We start from the raw sequence: 22,837 nt of genomic DNA on the forward strand, positions 1-22,837 counted from the left end.
AACCCTAAAAAAAACCTGCTGCCAAGGGCTTACATGGCCGATGTTTGCTTGCTTTTGGATAGGTGACAAAAGTACCATGAATAACCTGTTTGTGGAGGGGATGGTCAATGTTTACGGGAAGCTTTATTGGCAGCATAGTTGCGCTGGTTACACCAATGGATGACAAGGGTGCCGTCGATTGGGTAAGTCTAAAAAAATTAATCGATTATCATGTGGCCAGCGGGACGTCGGCTATCGTCTCCGTCGGGACGACAGGGGAATCGGCGACGCTGAGCCATGACGAACACGGCGAAGTGGTGATGCGCACCCTGGAGTTAAGCGACGGGCGCATTCCGGTTATCGCCGGCACCGGCGCCAATTCCACCGCCGAGGCGGTCAGCCTGACGCAGCGCTTTAACGATAGCGGCGTGGTCGGATGCCTGACGGTGACGCCTTATTACAATAAACCGACCCAGGAAGGGTTGTTCCAGCACTTCAAGGCGATTGCCGAACACACCGATCTGCCGCAAATCCTGTATAATGTGCCGGCGCGTACCGGGTGCGATATGCTGCCGCCGACCATCGGGCGTTTATCGAAAATCAAGAATATCGTGGCTGTTAAGGAAGCGACGGGGAACTTAAACCGCGTCAGCCAGATCCAAGAGCTGGTTGATGAGGACTTTATCCTGTTGAGCGGCGACGATTCCACGGGTCTGGACTTCATGCAACTGGGCGGCAAAGGCGTGATTTCCGTCACGGCCAATATCGCCGCGCGGGAAATGGCGGAGCTTTGCGCTCTGGCGCTGCAGGGCAATTTTGCCGAAGCGCGCCGCCTGAACCAACGCCTGATGCCGCTACATCAGAAATTATTTATTGAATCCAACCCAATTCCCGTTAAATGGGCCTGTAAAGCATTGGGATTAATGGCAACCGATACGTTACGTTTGCCGATGACGCCGCTGACCGAGAATGATAGCCGTGTTGTTGAGCAAGCTTTAACGGATGCCGGTTTGCTATAACTCTGTTAGGGAGAATTGATGGCTTATTTATTGCAAAAGTCGATGGTGGCAAAAGTGGTGGGCGCGTCGTTGTTCATGCTGCTTGCGGCCTGTTCCAGCGATCAACGTTACAAACGGCAGGTCAACGGCAACGAAGAATACCTGAAAGCGCCGGCGCTGCGCCCGCTCAACAGTCCATCAGGGATGATCCTGCCGGTGCAGACTGGGGATTACGAAGTGCCCGTCGCGAACGCCCGCGGGAACGTGGGCAAGGGACTGGATATTCGTCCTCCGGCGCAGCCTTTGGCTTTGCTTGATGGTTCCCGCTCGCAATATACGGGCGATACCGCGGTCATCCAGCTTGAAAACAGCGCGCAAACCCGCGACCTTTGGTCCAAGGTGGTCGCTGTGGTGCAAAGCAAAGGTTACACCATCGCCTCCCGCCAGGACGGCAGCCAGACGCTCAATACCGATTGGGTGCAGTGGACGCGGGCCGACGAGGACGTGCAATACCGCGGCCGTTACCAGGTCAGCCTGCGCACCGAGGGCTACCAAACCTCGCTAATGGTTAAATCCTTAGGGCTTGAGCAGCAGGGCAATCCGGTCAGCGCCCCGGCTGTCGTACAGCGCTATACCGTCGCCATGCTGAACAGCGTGGCGCAGGGGATTGAACAGCTCGACAGCGACCAGGCAAGTAAAATCGCCTCGGGCCAGACGGCGGATCTGAGCGTTATCAGCGGCGCCGACGATTCCGGCCTGCCGTTGCTGGTGGTGCGTTCCCCTTATGCCGTGGTATGGCAACACCTGCCGGCGGCGCTTGAAAAAATCGGGATGAAGGTCAAGGATACCAGCCGTCCGCTGGGCACTATTTCCGTGACCTATGATGCACCGGGCAGCGGCACCTGGGACGACCTGGGCGTCAAGGATCCGGATCTTCTTAACGGCGACTACAAGCTGCAGGTCGGCGATCTCGGCAACCGCAGCACCTTGCAGTTTACCGATCCGAAGGGCCATACCCTCGCCCAGGCGAAAAACGACGCGCTGGTGGCGGTGTTCCAGGCGGCGTTCAGTAAGACATCGAGTAAGTAATATCAGGGGCTAACGCCCCGCTGTATTTGCTGACCAGCCTTCGTAGGCGTTTGTACCGCCAGGATGGGCAAGGTGTATAAAGGTAAATAAAGGTGGCGCGCCAGGGATGGCGCGCCCGAGCCGGCATGGACGTATTGACGGCGGCTTGATGAACTTCTACCCGCGGGCAGCGGTTTGTTAGCAAACAGAGGGCCTACGCCCTTTTTTATTTTTAGTCTGCGTTATCTGCCACTGGAGTAAAAAAGATGCAAAAGTTAGCTGAGTTGTATCGCGGAAAGGCGAAAACGGTCTATACCACCGCCGATCCGGATTTGCTGATTCTGGAATTCCGCAACGATACGTCAGCGTTAGACGGTCAGCGCATTGAGCAGTTCGAGCGCAAAGGCATGGTTAACAATAAATTCAACTATTTTATCATGACCAAACTCGCCGAGGCCGGGATCCCGACGCAAATCGTGCGTCTGCTTTCGGATACCGAAGTGCTGGTGAAAAAACTCGCCATGGTGCCGGTCGAGTGCGTCGTGCGCAACCGTGCGGCGGGCTCCCTGGTGAAACGCTTGGGGATAGAGGAAGGGCTGGTGCTCAATCCGCCGTTGTTCGATATGTTTTTGAAGAACGACGCCAAACACGACCCGATGATCAACGAGTCCTACTGCGAGACCTTCGGCTGGGCCAGCGCACCGCATCTGGCGCGCATGAAAGAACTGACCTACCGGGCCAATGACGTGCTGAGTAAAATATTTGACGATGCCGGCCTGATCCTGGTGGATTTCAAACTTGAGTTCGGCCTGTTTAATGGCGAGGTGGTGCTGGGGGATGAATTTTCGCCGGACGGCAGCCGCCTGTGGGACAAAGCCACCCTCAATAAGATGGATAAAGACCGTTTTCGCCAGAGCCTGGGCGGGGTTATCGAAGCCTACGAGGAAGTTGCCCACCGTATTGGCGTAACGCTGGACTAACGACGCAATCGTTTCCCTGCCGTCGCCGCGGCCTGCCGACCGAGGCGACAGGCATGCCGCGTCATGCCGTTTTTCCCGCGCGCGCCGGCGGACGGCGCCGTCCAAAACGGCATTTTGTGCTATCCTCCACGGTATAACTAAACAGCCGTAGGTAAGCGTATGCGTTGGCAAGGACGTCGCGAAAGCGATAATGTTGAAGACAGGCGTAATTCATCTTCCGGCGGCGGTGGCGGCATGCGCATCCCGCTGCGCGGCAAGACGGGCGTGGTGGTGCTGATCGTGGTGGTGGTGGCCGGTTATTACGGCATCGATTTGACGCCTTTGCTTACCGGCGGCGGCCAGTCCGTGCAGCAGTCGTCACCGCAGCGCGCCAGTCCCAATGACGACGAGGCGGCTAAATTTACCTCGGTGATGCTGGCCACCACCGAAGATACCTGGAAAGAGATTTTCCAGCGCACCGGCAACACCTATGCGCCGCCTAAGCTCGTCATGTACCGCGGCGCCACGCAAACCGGTTGCGGCACCGGCCAGTCGGTGATGGGGCCCTTTTATTGTCCCGCCGACAGCACGGTCTATATCGATCTGTCGTTTTATGATGAAATGAAAAATAAACTCGGGGCCGGCGGCGATTTTGCCCAAGGATATGTGATTGCCCATGAAGTGGGGCATCATGTCCAGCATCTGCTGGGCACCGAGCAAAAGGTCAGGCAAATGCAGCAGGGCGCCACGCAGCAACAGATCAACCAGCTTTCGGTAAAAATGGAGCTGCAGGCGGATTGTTATGCCGGCGTGTGGGGCAACGCCATGCAAAAACAGCAGATCCTCGAGACCGGCGATCTGCAGGAGGCGCTGAACGCGGCCACGGCGATCGGCGACGACCGCCTGCAGCAGCGCGGACAGGGCAGGGTGGTGCCGGACAGCTTTACCCACGGCACGTCGCAGCAGCGTTATACCTGGTTTAAACGCGGTTTTGACACCGGCGATATGAATCAATGCGATACCTTTGCCGGTCGCTAAAGGACTCAGCAGGGACTACACCATGACATTTCTGGATCCTACGCTGCTGATTTTGCTGGCGCTGGCGGCGCTGGGCATTATCAGCCACAACAACACCGTTACGGTGGCGATCCTGGTATTACTGATTATCCGCATTACCCCGCTGAGCCATTTTTTCCCCTGGGTGGAAAAACAGGGGCTGACGCTGGGCATCATTATCCTGACCATCGGCGTCATGGCGCCCATCGCCAGCGGCACCATTTCCGCCGGCAGCGTCATGCACTCCTTTCTGCATTGGAAATCACTGCTGGCAATCCTTATCGGCGTGGCGGTGTCCTGGCTGGGGGGGCGGGGCGTGTCCCTCATGGCCCACCAGCCTTCGGTGGTGGCCGGGTTGCTGGTGGGAACGGTGATGGGCGTGGCGCTGTTTCGCGGCGTGCCGGTCGGGCCGCTGATTGCCGCAGGCATACTGTCGCTGTTGATTGGCAAAACCTGACATGGACAGGGCGGCTCCCGGCGTGACGGACCCCTGGCGCGCGGCGACGGCCCGAATGCGGCGCGCCGGCGTGCGCCGTTTGCTGGTGGTAAGCGGCGACGCCAAATGGAGCCTCGCGCAGGCGCAGATGCTGCGCGGCCGGTTGCCCGGGGACTGGCCCTGGATTGGCGCGCCGCCGGAGGACTGGCCGCTTTGCTGCGCGCCCGCCGCATTCAGGACGCTGTTGGGGCGTGAATTCAGGCACGCGGTGTTTGACGCGCGCCACGGCCTGGCGGTCGACGCGCTGGCGGCGCTGGCCGGCACGCTGCGGGCCGGCAGTTGGCTGGTGCTGCTGGTGCCCGAATGGGCATCCTGGCCAACGCGTCCCGATATCGATTCCCTGCGCTGGAGCGAACGTCCCATACCCATTGCAACCCCCCATTTTGTGGCGCATTTCCGGCAAAGCCTGTTGGCCGACCCCGGCGTGGCGCTGCTGCGCCAGCACCAGCCGCAGGACGCTATTTTTACGCCGCCGCCGGCGCTCCCACGCTGGCGGCCGCCGGCACCGGGGCCTACCGATGAACAGCGGGCAGTATTGTCCCGGCTGCAGGCGGCTAAAACCGGTATTTTTGTCCTGACCGCGCCGCGTGGACGCGGCAAATCGACCCTGGCCGGGATGCTGGCGGCGCGCAGCGAAGGACACTGCTGGGCGACGGCGCCCGCCAAAGCCACGGCCGAGGTCCTGGAGCGGCATGCCGGTCACCGTGTCCGCTTTTTCGCGCCCGACGCCCTGCTGCTGCAGTGCCGCCATCATCCGGCGGCGGACTGGCTGCTGGTGGATGAAGCCGCCGCCATTCCCATGCCGCTGCTACGGGAACTGCTGGGTTATTTCCCCCGGGTATTATTGACCACCACCGTGCAGGGCTACGAAGGCACCGGACGGGGTTTTCTGCTTAAGTTCTGCGCAACGCTGCCGAGATGGCATCACCTTACCCTGGAACACCCCCTGCGCTGGGCCAAAGACGACCCGCTGGAGCGCTGGCTGGGCGCGGCGCTGCTGTTCGCCGAGCCGGCGGAGCGGGACGCCGCGCCCCCTGACGCCGCCCCGGCGCTGATCCGTCCCGCCCGGGAACACTGGTTGTCCCATCCCCGGGAATTACAGGCGTTCTACCAGTTGTTGTCCAGCGCCCATTACCGTACCACCCCGCTGGATTTACGCCGGTTAATGGATGCGCCGGGGCAGTATTTTATTGCCGCCCGGTCGGGCGATCGCTTAACCGGCGCGCTCTGGTCGGTGGCGGAGGGCGGTTTGCCGCCGGCGCTGGCCCATGAGGTCTGGGCGGGAAGACGGCGCCCGGCGGGCAGCCTGGTCGCCCAATCGCTGGCGGCGCACGGCGGCCTGTGGACGGCGCCCTGCCTGCGATCGCGCCGCATCAGCCGCATTGCGGTGACCGCGGCCGGGCGCCGCCGGGGGTGGGGACGGCAGCTGGTAGCGTGCATGGTGGCCGGGGCCGCGCCATTGGATTTTGTCTCGGTCAGCTTCGGGCTGACCGCCGAGCTGTGGCGGTTCTGGCAGGCGGTGGGATTTCATCTGGTGCACATCGGCACCCATCGGGAGGCCAGCAGCGGGTGCTACAGCGCCATGGCGCTCTATCCGCTCAGTTCCGCCGGTCATCGGCTGGCGGCGCAGGGCGCGGCGCTGTTAACGCGTGATGGTGTTATCCACGCAGACGCCTTCCATGCCGCCGGCGCCGGCGGCGGACACGGTTGCGCACGGCCGGCCGCCGACGAGCTGGATGATGACGACTGGCGCAACCTGGCCGGGTTCGCGTTTGCCCGGCGAACGCCGGAGGCCTGCCGCATGTCGCTTAGCCGGTTGCTACGCCGGTCGGACTTGCCGCTGGCGGCGCTGCGGTTATGGCTGGAGCAACGGCTTGACGTCAACGCTATCGTGGAGCAAACGGGATTAAGCGGTAAAAAGGCGGTGATAACACGCTGGCGGGAGGAGACCGCGCGGGCGCTGGAAGATATCAGTAGCGACACTTGCCGCCGCTGGCGTGACTGGAGCGCACCCGGCGGGCACCTTCAAGGGGCGTGACGCAGCAAGACCCGTCGCCTCTTCACGCGACGGAACCTGCCGTTATTTCTGGCCGCTAGGGTTTCTTTTTCGGCCAGTCGTCGTCGTCGTCCCATTTTGCGTTGTTGTCGCGGTGCGGCGGCAACTCGGGCTTGTCTTTCAGGTAGCGTTTCACATCTACGCGGCGCAACTCTTTAATGCCGCTTATCAGCATACCCGCCAGGATAATTAAAATAATCCACCAGTAGTCCGCCAGCCAATGCATATCCTTACTCCTTATCCACATTTCCAATATAACGGCGAAACAGGGCCGGCAATCGAGGCGTCAGCCAGGATGCGCCCGCCACATCGCGGTCTTTCCATGATGCCAGCAGTAATTGCGGCGTAAGCAGCCGCTCCGCCTCCTGCGCCAGGGGACGATAGCTCAGGTGCCAGGGTTCCGCGGCCACGCCGCCGCGGTCATGGGCGTAGGGGCGGTAAAAACCGTATCCGGCCATCCATTCGCCCAGCCAGTCGGCCAGCGGGGCAAGATAGCCGCCCGGCAGATACTCCCACGGCTCCAGCTGCAGCGTCGCGCCGGCGGGCAATAAGTCCGGATCGTACACATCCAGATCGCTGCCCCAGTGATGGCGGCTGGCGCCCGGCAGCGCCGACCAGCGCAGGATGGCGTGGCAGCGCTCGGCCACCGTCAGGCTTTGACTGTCCAGCGGCCGGCTGTAGTTATCTAATAATGGCCGCTCGCCGCGAAACTTGCCATTCCAGATAGCCAATTGGCGGTCAAAATCACGAAAACTGCTGGCCGGCTGCAGATTGAAACCCGCCTGGCGCGCAGCCTGCCGCAGGTCTTGAAAGGCGGTGACCGCCTCGGGCTGCAGGCGATGGCGATCGCACAGCGGCGCCAGGTGCCGGTCGGTCTGGCCGGTCAACATGTCCGGCGTCATCATGGGATCAGTTGCTCCATGATGCGCTGATACATCCGGCTTAGCAATTGCAGGTCGGCGGCGCTGACGCATTCGTTCACTTTATGGATAGTGGCGTTCACCGGCCCCAGTTCCACCACCTGCGCGCCCATGCGGGCGATAAAACGCCCATCCGAGGTGCCGCCGGTGGTTTCCAGGCGCGGCGTCAGGTCCTGGTAATGCCTGACCGCGTTGATGACCGCCGCCACCAGCTCTCCGGGCGGCGTGAGAAACGGCTGGCCCGATAACCACCAGTCGATATGGTAGCGCAGCCCGTGACGCTCCAGCAGGGCCTCCACCCGGGACCGGATCAGGGTATCGGTCAGTTCGGTGCTGAAGCGGAAGTTGAACTGCACCAGCAATTCGCCCGGAATCACATTATTGCTGCCGGTACCGGCGTGGATATTAGCGATTTGCATGGTGGTGGGGGGGAAAAACGCATTGCCTTCGTCCCAGACGATCGTCACCAGCTCATTGAGCGCCGCCATGGCGCGGTGCACCGGATTATCCGCCAGATGCGGGTAAGCCACATGCCCCTGGGTGCCGAGCACGGTAAGCGTGGCGGTCAGCGAACCGCGCCGGCCGTTTTTCACGATATCGCCGACGCGCAGATGGCTCGACGGTTCACCCACCAGGCAATAATCCAGCCGCTCATCGCGCGCCATCAACGCTTCCACCACTTTTACCGTACCGTCGGCGCCGGTGGCCTCCTCATCCGAAGTGATAAGGAATGCCAGCCGTCCCCGATGCTGTGGATGCTGGGCGACGAAACGCTCGGCGGCGACGATCATGGCGGCCAGCGAGCCTTTCATATCGGCGGCGCCGCGGCCGAAAAGCATGCCGTCGCGCAGGGCCGGCTCGAACGGCGGATTATCCCAGCCGAGAGCATCGCCCGCCGGCACCACGTCGGTATGGCCGGCAAACGCCAGGGTTCTGCCCTCGCCGCGCCAGGCCCAAAAATTGTGCGTGGCGCCAAAGTTCATCGGCTCGATGGTAAACCCGGCCGCCCGCAGGCGGTCAATCAGCAGCGCCTGGCAGCCGGCGTCGTCGGGGCTGAGGGACGGGCGTTTGATTAACTGCTGCGCCAGCTCCAGTACCGGACAAGACATGTCAGGCCTCCTTGTGGGTGATGAAGAGTTGGTAGCCTTCGGCGTCGAAACCTACCATAAGCCTGCCGTCAGGGGACTGCAGCACCGGCCGCTTGATGACGGCCGGCTGGCCGACCATCAGCGCCAGCGCCCCCGCGGCCCCTTCGGCCGCCTGCCGCTCGGCGTCGCTTAGCTTGCGCCAGGTGGTGCCGCGGGTATTAAGCAGCGCCTGCCAGCCCACGCCGTCCGCGAAACCCTGCACTAATCCGCGGTCGACGCCATCGACGCGATAGTCGTGGAACCGGTAAGCCACCTGCCGCTCGTCAAGCCAGCGGCGGGCCTTTTTTATCGTATCGCAGTTTTTGATACCGTAGAGCGTAAATGCAACATCCGGGTCTGCCATGGCAAAGCGTTACCTGTAAAAAAACATTGTTGCGCCAATAATGCGGGAAAATGGCCGGAGGATCCAGACGGCGGGGCAATCATTGCTTATCGTTATGGCCGACGGGCAATACTGTCTTTTTTACCGCGCTAAAAACCCTATTATTAACCCAAGTGATAACATAATGTGCCAATAATTTAACTTATGCATCGATTTATTATTTTACGCCCATGTATCGCTTTACCGGGGTTGCGTTTTTTCTGCCGGGCCATAGTGCTGTTTATTAAAAAGCAGCGCCAAGACAATGAAGGCAATAAAGGATTTCTTGCTGCGCTTATAAAGGGTTGCGTTCGACTCCCTGACACCCGCTTTTAAGCATTCAGGGTGAATATGTTTTTTTATCATTACCTGGTTCATGGGCGCCAAACCATAAAAAGAACTTATGAAGAAAGGGTAGGGCAAATGCCTGGTTTTGCCTGTTCAAATGCGGATATTGCGACGATGATTAAAGATTTGTTGTTTAAAATCAGCAATTAATTGCAATTTTTAGCAAATTGCAATCATTGCGGCTGAATTGTCACATTTTTGATCTAAACATTAACCATTGCGGGGAAAAAACCGGTCATGGCCGGAGAGTCGTGCATCAAAACAGGGCATTAGCCCCCTGAGGCTAATATATTATGTGATCTCTACGGGCAATTAAAATTAATACATCCGTAGCCCTCTTTTATTTTCTAAAGAGACTTTGTATAATCGCCGTACAAAAAAGAGAGGCAGGGTATGATTGATACAGAGTTAGTCACTTGGAAAGATTTCATCGAAGCAATGCTGCGCAAGTAGTGGCAAGCTGAAAAAAGGCGTTGTTCCTTTTTAACGCTAACCAGCTTGGAAATCATCGTACGAATAAACGGCCACCTCTCATCAAGGTGGCCTTTGTCGTTTTAGCGGATTATCGGTTTAAAGCCGGGTTGGGCCGTCGCCGGGCGTTACGTCCGCGTTATCCGGCAATAACTGGATATTGGCGTCCGGATGATCTTTGGTCGGGAAGCGCTGGCGGATCAGCACAAAAAACAGCGGGATAAAAAAGATCGCCAGTATCGTGGCCGAGATCATGCCGCCGATAACGCCGGTACCGACCGCGTGCTGGCTGGCGGACCCCGCTCCCCGGCTGATGGCCATCGGCAGCACCCCGAAGATAAACGCCAGCGAGGTCATCAGGATGGGCCTTAACCGCATGCGCGAGGCGTGCAGTGTGGCCTCGATCACTCCCTGGCCGCGCTGGTTCAGCTCATTGGCGAACTCTACGATCAGAATGGCGTTTTTCGCCGAGAGGCCGATAACCGTCAGCAGGCCGACCTGGAAATACACATCGTTCTCCAGCCCGCGCATCCAGGTTGCCAGCAGCGCGCCCACCACGCCCAGCGGCACCACCAGCATCACCGAAAAAGGTATCGACCAGCTTTCATACAGCGCCGCCAGGCTCAGGAATACCACCAGCAGCGAGATAGCGTACAGCGCCGGCGCCTGGGAACCCGAGAGCCGTTCCTGATACGACATCGCGGTCCATTCCAGCCCCATGCCGTTGGGTAGTCCCGCCACCAGCTTCTCCATCAGGTCCATCGCCGTGCCGTTGCTCACGCCGGCCGCGGCTTCGCCGACAATTTCCACCGACGGAACGCCGTTATAGCGTTCCAGCCGCGGCGAGCCGTATTCCCAATGTGAGGTGGCGAACGCGGAGAAGGGCACCATGGTGCCGCTGCCGTTACGCACATACCAGCGATACACGTCGTCGGGCAGCATGCGGTATTTGGCCGCCGCTTGCACATAGACCCGCTTGACGCGGCCGCGGTCGATAAAGTCGTTGACGTAGTTGGAACCCCAGGCGGTCTGCAGCGTATCGTTAATATCGTCAACGCTCACGCCCAGGGCCTGCGCCTTGCGCTGATCGATGTCGATCTGCAACTGCGGACTGTCGTCCAGCCCGTTATGCCGCACGCGCGATAGCTCAGGCGAAGCGGCCGCCTGCGACAGCAGCTGGTCGCGCGCCTTCATCAATGTGTCATGGCCCTGGCCCGCCTTGTCTTCCAGCATCAAATCGAAACCGGCGGCGTTGCCCAGGCCGGAGATGGCCGGCGGATTATTGGCCAGCACCCGCGCCTCGGAAATATGGCTGAACTCCTTGGTGGCGCGCGCGATAATGGCTGATGCGGTGCGATCGGCGCTCGCGCGGTCATCCCAGTTCTTCAGGCGGATAAACATCCTGGCGACATTTTGCCCGTTGCCGCCGGGACCGGCGCCGATGGTGGAGAATACCGACAGCACATTATCTTTTTCATGGGTCAGAAAGTAGTTTTCCACCTTGGCGACCACCTTCAGCGTTTGTTCCTGGGTCGCATTGGTGGGAAGCGTCACCTGTCCCATAAACACCCCCCGGTCTTCCTCGGGCAAGAACGACGTGGGCAGGTGCAAGAACAGAAACGCCATGCCGGCCAGCAGCAGGCCGTACAGCAGCAGCCAGCGCGCCGTGCGTTGCAAAATGCGCGTGACCCCCTGCTGGTAACGTTCCGCCCCCCGGTCAAATACACGGTTAAACCAGCCGAAAAAACCGCGCCGCGCGTGCTGATGATTTGCCGGCAGCGGTTTAAGCAGGGTGGCGCACAGCGCCGGGGTCAATATCATGGCCACCAGCACCGACAGCACCATCGCGGCGACGATGGTGACCGAAAACTGACGATAGATGGCGCCGGTGGTGCCGCCAAAAAACGCCATCGGCACAAACACCGCCGACAACACCAGGGCGATGCCCACCAGCGCGCCCTGGATCTGGCTCATGGATTTGCGCGTGGCGTCGCGCGGCGACAGGCCCTCGGTGCTCATCACCCGCTCGACGTTTTCCACCACCACGATGGCGTCGTCCACCAGCAGCCCTATCGCCAGCACCATGGCGAACATGGTCAGGGTATTGATGCTGAACCCGCTGGCAGAGAGCACCGCAAAGGTGCCGAGCAGCACCACCGGCACGGCGATGGTCGGGATCAGGGTGGCGCGGAAATTCTGCAGGAACAGGTACATGACCAGGAACACCAGCACAATGGCTTCCAGCAGGGTTTTCACCACGTCCTCGATGGAGGCGGTGACAAACGGCGCCGTTTCATAGGCGATTTCGGCCTTCAGGCCATGGGGGAAAAAGGGCGCCAGCTCCGCCAGCTTTTGTTTTACCAGCCGGTTGGTATCGAGCTCATTGGCCCCGGAGGCCAGCTTGATACCCATGCCCGCCGCGGCCATGCCGTTATAGCGGGTCAGGTAATCGTAGCTTTCCGAACCCAGCTCGATGGTCGCCACCTGGCCGAGCGTCACCGCCGAGCCGTCGCTGTTGACCCGCAGGGTAATGGCGCGAAACTGCTCCGGCGTCTGCAACTGCGACTGGGCGTTAATGGTGGCGTTAAGCGCCTGCCCGTTCACCGCCGGCGTGCCGCCCAGCTGGCCGACCGCCACCTGGCTGTTTTGCGCCTCGATGGCCGTGACCACGTCGGCGGTGGTTAACTGGTAATTGACCAGGGCATCAGGATTAAGCCAGATGCGCATCGAGTATTGCGACCCGTAGGCATCGATGCTGCCGACCCCGCTGACCCGGCTGAGCGGTTCTTGCAGATTACTCACCATATAATCCGCGATATCGGATTTATCCATCGACCCGTCGGTGGACACAAAGGCCACCATCATCAGGTTGCTGTCGCCGGTCTTGGTGACGGTCACGCCCTGGGTCTGCACCGCCTGCGGCAATCGTTTCATCGCCACCTGCAGTTGGTTCTGCACTTCCTGCATCGCTTCGTTGGGGTCGGTCCCCGCCTCGAAAGTCAGGGTGGTGGTGGCCTGGCCGGTATTGCTGCTTTGCGAGGCCATATATAGCAGATTATCCAGGCCGGTCATGTTTTGTTCGATAATCTGGGTAACGGCATTCTCCACCGTTTTAGCGGAAGCGCCGGGATACTTGGAGGTAATACGCACCGTGGGCGGCGTTAATTTGGGATATTGCTCAATGGGCAGCGTAAATATAGCCATGGTGCCGGTCAAGGCAACGATAATTGCCAGTACCCAGGCGAAAATCGGGCGATCGATAAAAAAATTAGCCATTCAATAAAACCCCGGGGCGAGTGTCCTGTTATCGTACGGCGAAAGTGACGTTGCTCGCCGCCATGGTACTTTACGCGCCGGGACCGAAGAAAACGTGGAGAAAAAAAGGAGATCGTGTAAAGAAGTACTAGTGTCGTTGTATCCGAGGCGGACGCCGCCGTTTTCCACGCCGGTCGCGCGCGGCGCCAAGCCTGTTCCCACCTTATCCTTTAACGCGGTTTGCCCGGAATCGCTCTCGCTCCGGCGCCGGTTTGCGTTATGATCAAGATCACAGTTCCAGGTCTTTAGTCGGATTATAGAGGGCGTCATGGCGTTTATGATCAAAATTATCGAAAATAAGTTGTTATCGGACCATTGGTTTGTATTGCGGAGATTTGTTTTCGAACTGCAAAGAAAAGACGGCACGCCGGTACGCCAGATGCGCGAAGTCTACGACCGCGGCAACGGCGCCGTCATCCTGCTGTATAACCGCGCCAAAAACAGCGTGGTGCTGATACGCCAGTTCCGTATGCCTACCTACGTTAACGGCAACGCCACCGGCATGCTGCTGGAAGCCTGCGCCGGCCTGCTGGACGATGACTCGCCGGAGGAGTGCATCCGGCGCGAAGCCATTGAGGAAACCGGCTATGCGGTGGGAACGGTGGAGAAACTCTTTTCGGCCTATATGTCGCCGGGCGGCGTTACGGAAATCCTGCATTTTTTTGCCGCCGAATATGACGATGCGCAGCGCGACAACAGCGGCGGCGGTATTGATGATGAGGATATCGAAGTGCTGGAGCTGCCGTACCCTGAGGCCATGGCGATGGTGCAGGACGGCCGCATCCAGGACGGCAAGACCATTATGCTGTTGCAGCAGGCGCACATCCGGGGCTGGCTGAAGGCATAACGCCCAGGCGGCGGACGGCTGGGTAATCTGCGGCTGTAACGACTCGCGTTAATAAAGTACTGGATAAATACACAGCTATGCTGTATATTTATTACACTACCGACAGGGAGCCTGTCTCCCGGCAAAGGCTCCGGTCCGGTGGTGAACCATAATGGGCTCTGTTCGGCGATATGCCCGCACTGCCTGTTTGCCGTACTGATAAAGACGTGGGGAAAGCTATGATGATATCCGCAGCGGGTTTTGAAACCCTTCATCAAACGGTCTCGATGAGCAGCCGTGAACTGGCCGGTCTGACCGGCATCTCCCACGGTGAAGTGAAACGCCTGATCAACAGCCTGGACGCCTCCCGGCGCCTAAGCCAGCCTGTGCGCGCGACGGATTATCAACGCCCGGACGGAACCTCCCAGGAATATCAGCTGAACAAGCGCGACTCGCTTACGGTCATTGCGCGGCTGTCGCCGGGCTACACCCCGGCGGTGCTCGATCGCTGGCATGAACGGGAAATGCAGCACGACCTGCCGGACTTTACCAACCCGGCGGTGGCGGCGCGCGCCTGGGCCCAGGAATATGAACGCCGCCAGGCGCTGGAAAACCGCCTTGCCGCTATCGCGCCCAAAGCGGATTTTTTCGATCGCTACGTGGTGGTCGACGGCGCCCTGGGGTTTCGCCAGGTCTGCAAATTACTGAAAGCCAAAGAAGCGGATTTCCGCCAGTTCCTGCTGGAACGCCAAATCATGTACCGCCTGTCCGGCGTGCTCACGCCGCACCAGCAGCACCTGGAGGCGGGGCGCTTTGAACTGTACCGTGGCACCGGGGAAAACCGCCACGCCTTTTCCCAGACCCGCTTCACGGCCAAAGGCGTAAAATGGGTCGCCGGCTTATGGGCGGCGCATATCGCCCAGGAACAAAAAGGCGCCGCGGCCTGAGTACCGTTTCCGCCGCTTCCCGGCATAAAAAAAACCAGCCGGCAAATGCCGGCTGGTTTCAGAAGCAGGGTAGTCACGGAGAATGAAATCCGCAGGTAAACCTGTTCAAGGCAGAGCGTGACGATGGGGTCGACTCGGGCGTGGTGTTGCCGCCCGACCGAGCGCCCAAGACTACTTTAACAAGCCGCGCGCTTTTTCCAGCACATTTTCGACCGTAAAACCGAACACCTTAAACAGTTCCTCGGCCGGAGCCGATTCACCAAAGGTGGTCATGCCGACAATGGCGCCGTTCAGGCCGACATATTTATACCAATAATCGGCAATGCCGGCTTCAATCGCCAGGCGCGCCTGCACCCCATGGGGCAGCACCGCTTCACGGTACGCCTCATCCTGCTTATCAAACACGTCGGTGGACGGCAGCGACACCACCCGCACCTTACGGCCCTCGCCGCTCAGTTTCTCCCACGCCGCCACCGCCAGCGACACTTCCGAGCCGGTGGCGATAATAATAAGCTCAGGCGTACCCTCGCTGTCTTTCAGGACGTAACCGCCGCGGGCGATATCGGCCAATTGCTGCGCGCTGCGATCCTGCTGCGCCAGGTTCTGGCGCGAGAGGATAAGCGCGGTAGGTCCGTCATGACGCTCAAGCGCCTGCTGCCAGGCCACGGCGGTTTCCACCTGGTCGCACGGCCGCCAGTTGCTCATGTTCGGCGTCAGCCGCAGGCTCGCCAACTGCTCCACCGGCTGATGGGTCGGTCCGTCCTCGCCCAGGCCGATGGAATCATGGGTATACACCATGATCTGCCGCGCCTTCATCAGCGCCGCCATACGCACCGCGTTGCGGGCATATTCCACGAACATCAGGAAAGTGGCGGTATAAGGCACAAAGCCGCCGTGATGCGCGATACCGTTGCCGATAGCGGTCATGCCGAACTCGCGCACGCCGTAATGAATATAGTTGCCCGCGGCGTCATCGGCGATGGACACCGATTTCGACCAAAGGGTCAGGTTGCTCGGCGCCAGGTCGGCGGAGCCGCCCAACAGTTCCGGCAGCAGCGGGCCAAAAGCCTCCAGGGCGTTTTGCGAGGCTTTACGGCTGGCGATACTGGCCGGGTTGGCCTGCAGTTTTTCGATATACGCCTTGCTCTGCGCCTGCCAGTCGGCGGGCAAATGGCCCTGGGTACGGCGCTTGAATTCCGCCGCCAGCTCCGGGAAGGCTTTTTCGTAGGCGGCGAATTTTTCGTTCCAGGCGGACTCTTTGGCCGCGCCGGCCTGTTTGGCGTCCCACCCGTCATACACCTCTTGCGGGATGACAAACGGCGGCTCGTTCCAGCCGATGGCCTTACGCGTGGCGGCGACTTCGTCGGCGCCCAGCGGCGCGCCGTGCGCCCCATGAGTGCCGGCTTTATTCGGCGAGCCGAAGGCGATTACCGTCTTGCACATCAGCAGCGACGGCTTATCGGTCACCGCGCGCGCTTCTTCAATCGCCGCTTTCACCGCATCGCTGTCGTGACCGTCAACACCGCGCACCACGTGCCAGCCGTAGGCTTCAAACCGCTTGGCGGTATCGTCGTTAAACCAGCCCTCCACATGCCCGTCGATGGATATGCCGTTATCGTCGTAGAACGCCACCAGCTTGCCGAGCTTCATGGTGCCGGCCAGGGAGGAGACCTCGTGGGAAATGCCTTCCATCATGCAGCCGTCGCCTAAAAAGACATAGGTATGATGATCGACGATCTCATGGCCCGGACGGTTAAACTGCGCCGCCAGGGTGCGTTCGGCGATGGCGATGCCCACCGCGTTGGCGATGCCCTGGCCCAATGGGCCGGTGGTGGTTTCCACGCCGTCGGTATAACCGTATTCAGGGTGGCCCGGCGTTTTGGAATGCAGCTGGCGGAAGTTTTTCAACTCTTCGATGGGAAGGTTGTAGCCGGTCAGGTGCAGCAGGCTGTAGAGCAGCATCGAGCCGTGGCCGTTGGAAAGGATAAACCGGTCGCGATCCATCCATTTCGGATTGGACGGATTATGGTTCAGATAATCGCGCCACAACACTTCGGCGATATCCGCCATGCCCATCGGGGCGCCGGGATGGCCGGAGTTGGCTTTTTGAACCGCATCCATGCTTAAGGCGCGGATGGCATTGGCAAGCACTTTACGAGAGGTCATTGAATGCTCCAAAGATTACAGTTTGGCCGCCAGGAGGTCTTCCAGGCTCTGTTGGTCCACCGCAAACTGACGAATGCCTTCAGCCAGTTTATCAACGGCCATCGGATCCTGGTTGTGTTCCCAACGGAATTCGGGTTCGGACAACGGGGCGGGCTGGTGAAAACCTTCAGTGGAAGGAGAGAGCTTGCGCTCTACCGGTTCTTCGCTGTTATGCAACTCTTCCAGCAAGGCCGGGGAAATGGTCAGGCGATCGCAGCCGGCTAACGCCAGGATCTGTTCCGTCTTGCGAAAGCTGGCGCCCATGATCACCGTCTGGTAGCGATGTTCTTTATAATAATCATAGATAGCGCGCACCGACTTAACGCCCGGATCCTGTTCCACATCGTACGGTTCCATCGGTTTACGCTGGTTATACCAGTCATAGATGCGCCCGACGAACGGCGAAATCAGGTATACGCCGGCTTCGGCGCAGGCACGGGCCTGGGCGAACGAAAACAGCAGGGTCAGGTTACAGTTGATGCCTTCCCGTTCCAATTCCTCCGCCGCCTTGATGCCTTCCCAGGTGGAGGCCAGTTTGATCAGGATACGGGATTTATCAATGCCCTGATCCTGGTAAAGGCCGACCAGTTTGCGCGCCTTGGCCACGCACATACCGCGATCGAACGACAGGCGGGCATCCACTTCGGTGGAGACGCGGCCCGGGACGCTTTTCAGTATTTCGACGCCAATATTCACCGCCAGCTTATCGCTGGCATTGATGATCTGCGTTTCCCGGGTGCCGCCCTGCTTGCGGGCATAGGCCAGCGCGTCTTCAAACAGCGGCTGGTAGGCGGTCAGGCTGGCGGCCTTGAGGATCAGCGATGGATTAGTGGTGGCATCCTGCGGGGTATAATGACGAATCGATTCGATGTCGCCGCTGTCGGCCACGACGGTAGTGAATTGCTTTAGCGCTTCTAACTGATTCATTTCTCAACTCCATGAAGAAAATAATACATCTGATCTAAGTTACAGTTAACCTAAGGATAACACTGCCTCAACAAGACGCAGAATGAAATGCGCTTTTTCTGATTATTATAATGGACAAAAACGATGGCGGCCCCGCGGCAAGCGGGGCCCGGGCGCCGAATAAAAAGCGGCGGCCCGTCCGCCGCCGGCGCCGCCGTGTGCCGGGTGAAACCGTGGCGTCGTCAGCCTTTGGCCTGCTGCAGCCACTTATCCAGCTCGCGGGCGAATTCCTGGCGTTCGCGCTGGCTGAGCGGCGGCGGCCCGCCGGTCTGGATGCCGCTGGAGCGCAGGGTATCCATAAAATCCCGCATGGTCAGCCGTTCGCGAATCGTCTCGGGCCGGTACATCTCGCCGCGCGGGTTGAGCGCCACCGCGCCTTTTTCCAGCACTTCCGCCGCCAGGGGAATATCGGCGGTGATCACCAGATCGCCCGGGCCGACGCGGCGGACGATTTCATTATCCGCCACGTCAAAGCCGGCGCCGACGCGCAGGGTGCGGATAAAGGGCGAGGGCGGCACCGCCAGGGTCTGGTTGGCCACCAGCGTTACCATGACCGACAAACGCTGCGCGGCGCGGAATAAAATTTCCTTGATCACCTTGGGGCAGGCATCGGCGTCAACCCATATCGCCATTAACGTTCTCCTTGGGACAGCCAGTCGCGCACCGGCAGGAAGTCGCGGTACAGCGCCGCCTCCGGGCTGTCCGGCTGCGGTTGATAATCATATTCCCACCGCACCTGCGGCGGCAGCGACATCAAAATGGATTCCGTGCGCCCGCCCGAATGCAGCCCGAACTGCGTACCGCGATCCCAGACCAGGTTGAACTCGACGTAGCGCCCGCGACGATAGAGCTGAAACTGGCGTTCCCGCTCTCCCCACGGCAAAACCTTGCGCCGGCGGACTATCGGCAGGTAGGCGTCCAGGTAGCCTTCGCCCACCGCGCGGGTAAATGCATAGGCCCGCTCGAAATCCGGCGTGTTGAGATCATCGAAAAACAGCCCGCCGATGCCGCGCGCCTCGTTGCGGTGTTTCAGGAAGAAGTAGTCGTCACACCAGCTTTTGTAGCGGGAATACACATTGTCGCCAAACGGACGGCAGAGGTCATGGGCGGTCTGGTGCCAGTGCACCGCATCTTCCTGGAAACCATAAAACGGCGTGAGATCGAAGCCGCCGCCAAACCACCACACCGGATCGGCGCCGGGTTTTTCGGCGATAAAAAAACGCACGTTGGCATGGCTTGTGGGAACGTAGGGGTTGTGCGGATGGACCACCAGCGACACGCCCAGTGCCTGAAAGCTCCGCCCGGCCAGTTCGGGGCGGTGCGCGCTCGCGGAGGCGGGCAGGCGCGCGCCCTCCACGTGGGAAAAATTGACTCCCGCCTGTTCAAATACCTGGCCCTGGCGCAGGACCCGGGTGCGCCCGCCGCCGCCCTCGTCGCGCGTCCACAGGTCTTCCCTGAAGGCGCCGCCGTCTTCCGCGGCTAGGGCATGGCAGATTCTGTCCTGCAGATCCAGCAGGAAGCCTTTGATATGTCCAATATCAGGTGAAGTCATGTCGCAAGCCCTGGTTGATTGCGCGCGGGGTTAAGGCCGCGCGGAGATATAGGCCATGCAGTATAACCTCGCCGGCTGCCGTGACCAACCGCCGCAACGCCCCTTAGGGGCGGGTGGCGCCGCCCGCATGCCGCTCATGGGCGTCGAAATAGGCGAAAAAGTCCACGATGCCGCTGCTGATGGCCGAGGCGATACGATCCTGAAACGCCGCGGTTTCCAGCAACTGCTCCTCCCGATGGTTGGTGATAAAGGAGGTTTCCACCAGCACCGACGGGATCGAGGCGGATTTCAGCACCGCGAACGCCGCCTGCTCGGTATGCTGGCTGTGCAGCTGATGCACCGGCCGGATATGGTTAAGCAGGTGGCGGCCCAGCGTCAGGCTGTTTTTAATCGTATCGGTCTGCACCAGATCAAACAACACCTGCTGCAGATAATTATCCTGCTGCCGGTATTTGCCTCCCGCCACGTCATCGGCGGCGTTTTCCTTTTGCGACAGATATCCGGCCATGGCGCTGCTGGCGCCGCGATTGGACAGGGCGAATACCGACGCGCCGGCGGCGTCCGGGCTGGTAAACCCGTCGGCGTGGATGGAAACAAACAGATCCGCCCGGTGCTCATGGGCCAGCTCGACCCGCCGGAACAAGGGAATAAATTCGTCCTGCTCGCGGGTCAGCCGGGTCTGGATATGGCCGTGCCGCGCCAGGTTGTCGCGCACCTTGTTGGCAATCGCCAGCACCACATGCTTCTCCTTGGCGCCCTGGTGGCCAATGGCGCCGGGATCGATGCCGCCATGGCCGGGATCAATCATCACGCAGTGCGGACCGCCGGCGGGCCTGGGCGCGCCCGGGCTTGCGGGCAGCAGCGCGCCGGCGGCAAAGCCCGGCCGGGCGGTCAACGAGGCCAGCGCCAGGCACGACAGCAGCATTTGGCGGCGGGATTGCAGAATATTCAGGGGGGCGGAGGGTATGACTTTTTTCATGACCATAGCTAAAACAGACCGGATGCTGAGGGTTGGCGGCAAATGTTAGGGTATAACATAAGAATCTCCCGCGATCGATGGCGGAACTATGTCCATCTATTACCTGCCGGCGCGCGGGAAAAACCGTTATCAGGTTAATAAGCAAGAAATAGCGCTCCCGGCGACGATGTTATTTGCCTTCAGGGTAAATAACGCGATAATCAGTCTATTAGGTTTATTTGCTTGAAATTACGGCGGTCAGCTATGGAAATCCGTGTATTTCGTCAAGACGATTTCGAGGAAGTGATTACGCTTTGGGAACGTTGCGATTTGCTGCGTCCCTGGAACGATCCGGAAATGGATATCGAGCGTAAAATGCAGTGCGGCGCCGACCTGTTTATGGTGGCCGAGGTGGCGGGGGAAGTGGTCGGCTCGATTATGGGCGGGTACGACGGCCATCGCGGCTCGGCCTATTATCTTGGCGTACACCCCGATTACCGCGGCCGGGGCATTGCCAACGCGCTGATAAGCCGTCTGGAGAAAAAGCTTATCGCGCGCGGTTGTCCGAAGATCCATCTGATGGTGCGCGAAGACAACGAGGCGGTGATCGGCATGTATGAAAAGCTGGAATACGAACTTATCGAGAGCGTGACCCTGGGCAAGCGGCTGATCGAGGATCAGGAGTACTAGCGCGGCGGGGGAAGGGCCGGTGGTCGTGCCGGCCCCGGCCGGCTTATTGCTTCAGGAGATGTTCCACGTCCACGTTTACGCCGTGGCGGTCCTTATCCAGCTTACCGCTGATGACCAGTAAATCCTTGGGAGAGACATCCTGCCCGTTCCATTTATCATTATCGATTTCCACCTCGATACTGCCGGTATGGTCGCGAAACAGGTATTTATCCCCGCCAAGCTTTTTCTCGATATTGCCCTGCAGGGTGACCCAGGCATTGTCTTTCATCCCCTTGGCCTGCTTTATGGTGACCTGCTTGGCATCGGCGGAGCCTCTGAAGCCGCTTTGCTGTTTGTCGGGGGGCGGGGGCGGCTCGTCGCCGTGAAAACCGCCGTTTTGCGCCAGTGCCGGCAGGCTGCATAATAGGATAAGCGCGGCAATTGTCGCTTTTTTCATCATCAATAGTTCTCCTTTTAAATCGGCCCATGCCGCCGTAACCGGTGGAATGGGCAGGGTAGAATCCCGATTATTTATTTATACAATGAAAACCTAAGCATGGCACATGGCGCTTGATTTGCGAGCCCGCCGTCATTACGGGGCCGGTAAACAGACATTAACGCACCCTATAATCCGTTATCCGCGGGGATGTTCCCGCGTTAAAAACGCGGTTTGTCAATCAACCCGATTAATGGCACTTTACGTCGTTTGCGGTATCCAATACCGCAAACGCTTGCCGGAATCTTTGTTAAGGAGTTTACATGAAGCAGTTGCGCCCGTTGATTATCGGGCTTCCCATTTTGTTGGCGGGCTGTTCGACCCTGTCCAATTTCTCCTGGTCCAGCCTGTCGCCGTTTAACTGGTTCGGCAGCAGCGCCACTGTCGGCGATACCGGCGTCGGTAATGTTACCGCCGCCACGCCGCTGGAACATGAGGCGCTGGATAAGGCGCTGAACGGCAATTATCGTTTGCGCGGCGGCATGGAGACGCGCAGCGGCGGTATCGTCGCCTTTTATCAGGCGTTAAAAGACGATCGGATAAAAATGACGTTTTACGGTCCGCAGGCGGGGAAGGTTGAACGCGTGGAAGTGACGGACAGCGACATCGCCAGCGCCTGGGGCGTAAAAATCGGCACGCCCTTCAGCAGTCTGTACGACAAAGCCTTCGGCGCCTGCGCGCGCGGCGCAGGCGAGGATCAGGTGGTGTGCGCCGCGCCGCAGAGCCGCCATGTGAGCTATGTTTTTTCCGGCACCTGGCATGGTCCGGATGAGCTGATGCCGGCGGACGACACGTTAAAAAGCTGGCGGGTCAGCAAAATAGTCTGGCACGCCAACAGCGCCGGTTAAGCCGTTCCCCGCCGGCGGCGCGCATGACATGCCGGCGCGGCTCACCGCCGCAGCCGGCGTTTTTTTACCCTGGTTCCCAGCCTTAACGGCCGCCGTCGGCGGCGTTTTACGCACCATGAGGGTGCTTATAGCTTTTCATGCTCTTAAAGCAGAAAAAGGTATAAAAAACCGTTACAGGTTATAGGGCCGTTATAA

Annotated in this window: 23 protein-coding genes; 11 read left to right on the forward strand and 12 right to left on the reverse strand. The window is 59.8% G+C overall.

The window, feature by feature from the left end; translation table 11 throughout:
- The first annotated feature begins 107 nt into the window (after positions 1-107).
- The 6 genes from dapA to ACL2XG_RS23260 all read left to right on the forward strand — a co-directional run bounded on the left by dapA (position 108) and on the right by ACL2XG_RS23260 (position 6,594).
- A complete protein-coding gene (dapA, locus tag ACL2XG_RS23235) occupies positions 108-998 on the forward strand; it encodes a 4-hydroxy-tetrahydrodipicolinate synthase (protein ID WP_410014088.1) in 891 nt (296 codons plus the stop codon).
- Positions 999-1,016: 18 nt separating this feature from the next.
- On the forward strand, positions 1,017-2,066 hold the full coding sequence (bamC, locus tag ACL2XG_RS23240; RefSeq protein ID WP_410014089.1) for an outer membrane protein assembly factor BamC: 1,050 nt from the start codon (positions 1,017-1,019) through the stop codon (positions 2,064-2,066).
- Positions 2,067-2,311: 245 nt separating this feature from the next.
- Positions 2,312-3,025: a phosphoribosylaminoimidazolesuccinocarboxamide synthase gene (gene purC / locus ACL2XG_RS23245; RefSeq protein WP_410014090.1), complete on the forward strand. Its 714-nt coding sequence runs from the start codon at positions 2,312-2,314 to the stop codon at positions 3,023-3,025.
- A 159-nt stretch (positions 3,026-3,184) separates the two neighbouring features.
- The gene (locus tag ACL2XG_RS23250; RefSeq protein WP_410014091.1) at positions 3,185-4,042 is read left to right on the forward strand and encodes a neutral zinc metallopeptidase; all 858 of its coding nucleotides are present in this window, start codon (positions 3,185-3,187) and stop codon (positions 4,040-4,042) included.
- 22 nt (positions 4,043-4,064) lie between these two features.
- Positions 4,065-4,517, forward strand: a complete 453-nt coding sequence (locus tag ACL2XG_RS23255; RefSeq protein WP_331117787.1) for a DUF441 domain-containing protein — start codon at positions 4,065-4,067, stop codon at positions 4,515-4,517.
- A gap of 55 nt (positions 4,518-4,572) precedes the next feature.
- Positions 4,573-6,594 (forward strand): tRNA(Met) cytidine acetyltransferase TmcA, encoded by a 2,022-nt coding sequence (locus tag ACL2XG_RS23260; protein ID WP_413723477.1) that lies wholly within the window; start codon positions 4,573-4,575, stop codon positions 6,592-6,594.
- A 55-nt stretch (positions 6,595-6,649) separates the two neighbouring features.
- On the opposite strand, the gene ACL2XG_RS23265 is transcribed toward ACL2XG_RS23260, so the two are convergent.
- From ACL2XG_RS23265 to ACL2XG_RS23285, 5 genes are all read right to left on the reverse strand, one after another.
- Positions 6,650-6,838 (reverse strand): YpfN family protein, encoded by a 189-nt coding sequence (locus ACL2XG_RS23265; RefSeq protein ID WP_331117783.1) that lies wholly within the window; start codon positions 6,836-6,838, stop codon positions 6,650-6,652.
- Positions 6,839-6,842: 4 nt separating this feature from the next.
- On the reverse strand, positions 6,843-7,517 hold the full coding sequence (locus ACL2XG_RS23270) for a M15 family metallopeptidase (protein WP_413723394.1): 675 nt from the start codon (positions 7,515-7,517) through the stop codon (positions 6,843-6,845).
- Positions 7,514-8,641: a succinyl-diaminopimelate desuccinylase gene (gene dapE / locus ACL2XG_RS23275; protein WP_413723393.1), complete on the reverse strand. Its 1,128-nt coding sequence runs from the start codon at positions 8,639-8,641 to the stop codon at positions 7,514-7,516. The genes ACL2XG_RS23270 and dapE overlap by 4 nt, the downstream gene beginning before the upstream one ends.
- A 1-nt stretch (position 8,642) precedes the next feature.
- Positions 8,643-9,023: an ArsC family reductase gene (locus tag ACL2XG_RS23280; RefSeq protein WP_410014094.1), complete on the reverse strand. Its 381-nt coding sequence runs from the start codon at positions 9,021-9,023 to the stop codon at positions 8,643-8,645.
- Between the two features lie 219 nt (positions 9,024-9,242).
- The gene (locus tag ACL2XG_RS23285; RefSeq protein WP_413723392.1) at positions 9,243-9,419 is read right to left on the reverse strand and encodes a hypothetical protein; all 177 of its coding nucleotides are present in this window, start codon (positions 9,417-9,419) and stop codon (positions 9,243-9,245) included.
- 363 nt (positions 9,420-9,782) lie between these two features.
- On the opposite strand from ACL2XG_RS23285, the gene ypfM reads away from it, so the two are divergent.
- Positions 9,783-9,842, forward strand: a complete 60-nt coding sequence (gene ypfM / locus ACL2XG_RS23290; RefSeq protein WP_410016756.1) for a protein YpfM — start codon at positions 9,783-9,785, stop codon at positions 9,840-9,842.
- Between the two features lie 117 nt (positions 9,843-9,959).
- On the opposite strand, the gene acrD is transcribed toward ypfM, so the two are convergent.
- Complete coding sequence (acrD, locus tag ACL2XG_RS23295) at positions 9,960-13,136, reverse strand: multidrug efflux RND transporter permease AcrD (RefSeq protein ID WP_413723391.1); 3,177 nt, start codon at positions 13,134-13,136, stop codon at positions 9,960-9,962.
- Between the two features lie 307 nt (positions 13,137-13,443).
- Here acrD and nudK point away from each other — a divergent pair, with 307 nt between their 5' ends.
- Both nudK and ACL2XG_RS23305 read left to right on the forward strand, forming a co-directional pair.
- Positions 13,444-14,022 carry a GDP-mannose pyrophosphatase NudK gene (nudK, locus tag ACL2XG_RS23300; RefSeq protein ID WP_413723390.1) on the forward strand — a complete coding sequence of 193 codons (579 nt, stop codon included), beginning with the start codon at positions 13,444-13,446 and terminating at the stop codon, positions 14,020-14,022.
- 218 nt (positions 14,023-14,240) lie between these two features.
- Complete coding sequence (locus tag ACL2XG_RS23305) at positions 14,241-14,948, forward strand: phage antirepressor KilAC domain-containing protein (RefSeq protein WP_413723389.1); 708 nt, start codon at positions 14,241-14,243, stop codon at positions 14,946-14,948.
- A gap of 171 nt (positions 14,949-15,119) precedes the next feature.
- On the opposite strand, the gene tkt is transcribed toward ACL2XG_RS23305, so the two are convergent.
- The 5 genes from tkt to amiA all read right to left on the reverse strand — a co-directional run bounded on the left by tkt (position 15,120) and on the right by amiA (position 20,650).
- Positions 15,120-17,114, reverse strand: a complete 1,995-nt coding sequence (tkt, locus tag ACL2XG_RS23310; RefSeq protein ID WP_413723388.1) for a transketolase — start codon at positions 17,112-17,114, stop codon at positions 15,120-15,122.
- A gap of 15 nt (positions 17,115-17,129) precedes the next feature.
- A complete protein-coding gene (tal, locus tag ACL2XG_RS23315) occupies positions 17,130-18,080 on the reverse strand; it encodes a transaldolase (RefSeq protein WP_410014100.1) in 951 nt (316 codons plus the stop codon).
- 221 nt (positions 18,081-18,301) lie between these two features.
- Positions 18,302-18,751: a YaiI/YqxD family protein gene (locus tag ACL2XG_RS23320; protein WP_410014101.1), complete on the reverse strand. Its 450-nt coding sequence runs from the start codon at positions 18,749-18,751 to the stop codon at positions 18,302-18,304.
- Entirely contained in the window at positions 18,751-19,671 is a 921-nt protein-coding gene (gene hemF / locus ACL2XG_RS23325) for an oxygen-dependent coproporphyrinogen oxidase (protein ID WP_413723387.1), read from the reverse strand. The genes ACL2XG_RS23320 and hemF overlap by 1 nt, the downstream gene beginning before the upstream one ends.
- Positions 19,672-19,774: 103 nt before the next feature.
- Positions 19,775-20,650, reverse strand: a complete 876-nt coding sequence (gene amiA / locus ACL2XG_RS23330) for an N-acetylmuramoyl-L-alanine amidase AmiA (protein WP_410014103.1) — start codon at positions 20,648-20,650, stop codon at positions 19,775-19,777.
- Between the two features lie 243 nt (positions 20,651-20,893).
- Here amiA and ACL2XG_RS23335 point away from each other — a divergent pair, with 243 nt between their 5' ends.
- A complete protein-coding gene (locus ACL2XG_RS23335) occupies positions 20,894-21,319 on the forward strand; it encodes a GNAT family acetyltransferase (protein ID WP_410014104.1) in 426 nt (141 codons plus the stop codon).
- A gap of 43 nt (positions 21,320-21,362) precedes the next feature.
- Here the strand turns inward: ACL2XG_RS23335 and ACL2XG_RS23340 are convergent, their stop codons facing one another.
- Positions 21,363-21,758, reverse strand: a complete 396-nt coding sequence (locus tag ACL2XG_RS23340; protein WP_410014105.1) for a YgiW/YdeI family stress tolerance OB fold protein — start codon at positions 21,756-21,758, stop codon at positions 21,363-21,365.
- A gap of 299 nt (positions 21,759-22,057) precedes the next feature.
- Here ACL2XG_RS23340 and ACL2XG_RS23345 point away from each other — a divergent pair, with 299 nt between their 5' ends.
- A complete protein-coding gene (locus tag ACL2XG_RS23345; protein WP_413723386.1) occupies positions 22,058-22,642 on the forward strand; it encodes an RpoE-regulated lipoprotein in 585 nt (194 codons plus the stop codon).
- Positions 22,643-22,837 lie beyond the last annotated feature (195 nt).

Source organism: Sodalis sp. RH24 (assembly GCF_047324145.1).
Taxonomy (GTDB): domain Bacteria; phylum Pseudomonadota; class Gammaproteobacteria; order Enterobacterales; family Enterobacteriaceae; genus Acerihabitans.

Bases quoted from the DNA above. Each gene is read 5' to 3' on its own strand.
- dapA (WP_410014088.1), top strand. From the start codon at position 108: ATGTTTACGGGAAGCTTTATTGGCAGCATAGTTGCGCTGGTTACACCA.
- bamC (WP_410014089.1), top strand. From the start codon at position 1,017: ATGGCTTATTTATTGCAAAAGTCGATGGTGGCAAAAGTGGTGGGCGCG.
- purC (WP_410014090.1), top strand. From the start codon at position 2,312: ATGCAAAAGTTAGCTGAGTTGTATCGCGGAAAGGCGAAAACGGTCTAT.
- ACL2XG_RS23250 (WP_410014091.1), top strand. From the start codon at position 3,185: ATGCGTTGGCAAGGACGTCGCGAAAGCGATAATGTTGAAGACAGGCGT.
- ACL2XG_RS23255 (WP_331117787.1), top strand. From the start codon at position 4,065: ATGACATTTCTGGATCCTACGCTGCTGATTTTGCTGGCGCTGGCGGCG.
- ACL2XG_RS23260 (WP_413723477.1), top strand. From the start codon at position 4,573: ATGCGGCGCGCCGGCGTGCGCCGTTTGCTGGTGGTAAGCGGCGACGCC.
- ACL2XG_RS23265 (WP_331117783.1), bottom strand. From the start codon at position 6,838: ATGCATTGGCTGGCGGACTACTGGTGGATTATTTTAATTATCCTGGCG.
- ACL2XG_RS23270 (WP_413723394.1), bottom strand. From the start codon at position 7,517: ATGATGACGCCGGACATGTTGACCGGCCAGACCGACCGGCACCTGGCG.
- dapE (WP_413723393.1), bottom strand. From the start codon at position 8,641: ATGTCTTGTCCGGTACTGGAGCTGGCGCAGCAGTTAATCAAACGCCCG.
- ACL2XG_RS23280 (WP_410014094.1), bottom strand. From the start codon at position 9,023: ATGGCAGACCCGGATGTTGCATTTACGCTCTACGGTATCAAAAACTGC.
- ACL2XG_RS23285 (WP_413723392.1), bottom strand. From the start codon at position 9,419: ATGAACCAGGTAATGATAAAAAAACATATTCACCCTGAATGCTTAAAA.
- acrD (WP_413723391.1), bottom strand. From the start codon at position 13,136: ATGGCTAATTTTTTTATCGATCGCCCGATTTTCGCCTGGGTACTGGCA.
- nudK (WP_413723390.1), top strand. From the start codon at position 13,444: ATGGCGTTTATGATCAAAATTATCGAAAATAAGTTGTTATCGGACCAT.
- ACL2XG_RS23305 (WP_413723389.1), top strand. From the start codon at position 14,241: ATGATGATATCCGCAGCGGGTTTTGAAACCCTTCATCAAACGGTCTCG.
- tkt (WP_413723388.1), bottom strand. From the start codon at position 17,114: ATGACCTCTCGTAAAGTGCTTGCCAATGCCATCCGCGCCTTAAGCATG.
- tal (WP_410014100.1), bottom strand. From the start codon at position 18,080: ATGAATCAGTTAGAAGCGCTAAAGCAATTCACTACCGTCGTGGCCGAC.
- ACL2XG_RS23320 (WP_410014101.1), bottom strand. From the start codon at position 18,751: ATGGCGATATGGGTTGACGCCGATGCCTGCCCCAAGGTGATCAAGGAA.
- hemF (WP_413723387.1), bottom strand. From the start codon at position 19,671: ATGACTTCACCTGATATTGGACATATCAAAGGCTTCCTGCTGGATCTG.
- amiA (WP_410014103.1), bottom strand. From the start codon at position 20,650: ATGAAAAAAGTCATACCCTCCGCCCCCCTGAATATTCTGCAATCCCGC.
- ACL2XG_RS23335 (WP_410014104.1), top strand. From the start codon at position 20,894: ATGGAAATCCGTGTATTTCGTCAAGACGATTTCGAGGAAGTGATTACG.
- ACL2XG_RS23340 (WP_410014105.1), bottom strand. From the start codon at position 21,758: ATGATGAAAAAAGCGACAATTGCCGCGCTTATCCTATTATGCAGCCTG.
- ACL2XG_RS23345 (WP_413723386.1), top strand. From the start codon at position 22,058: ATGAAGCAGTTGCGCCCGTTGATTATCGGGCTTCCCATTTTGTTGGCG.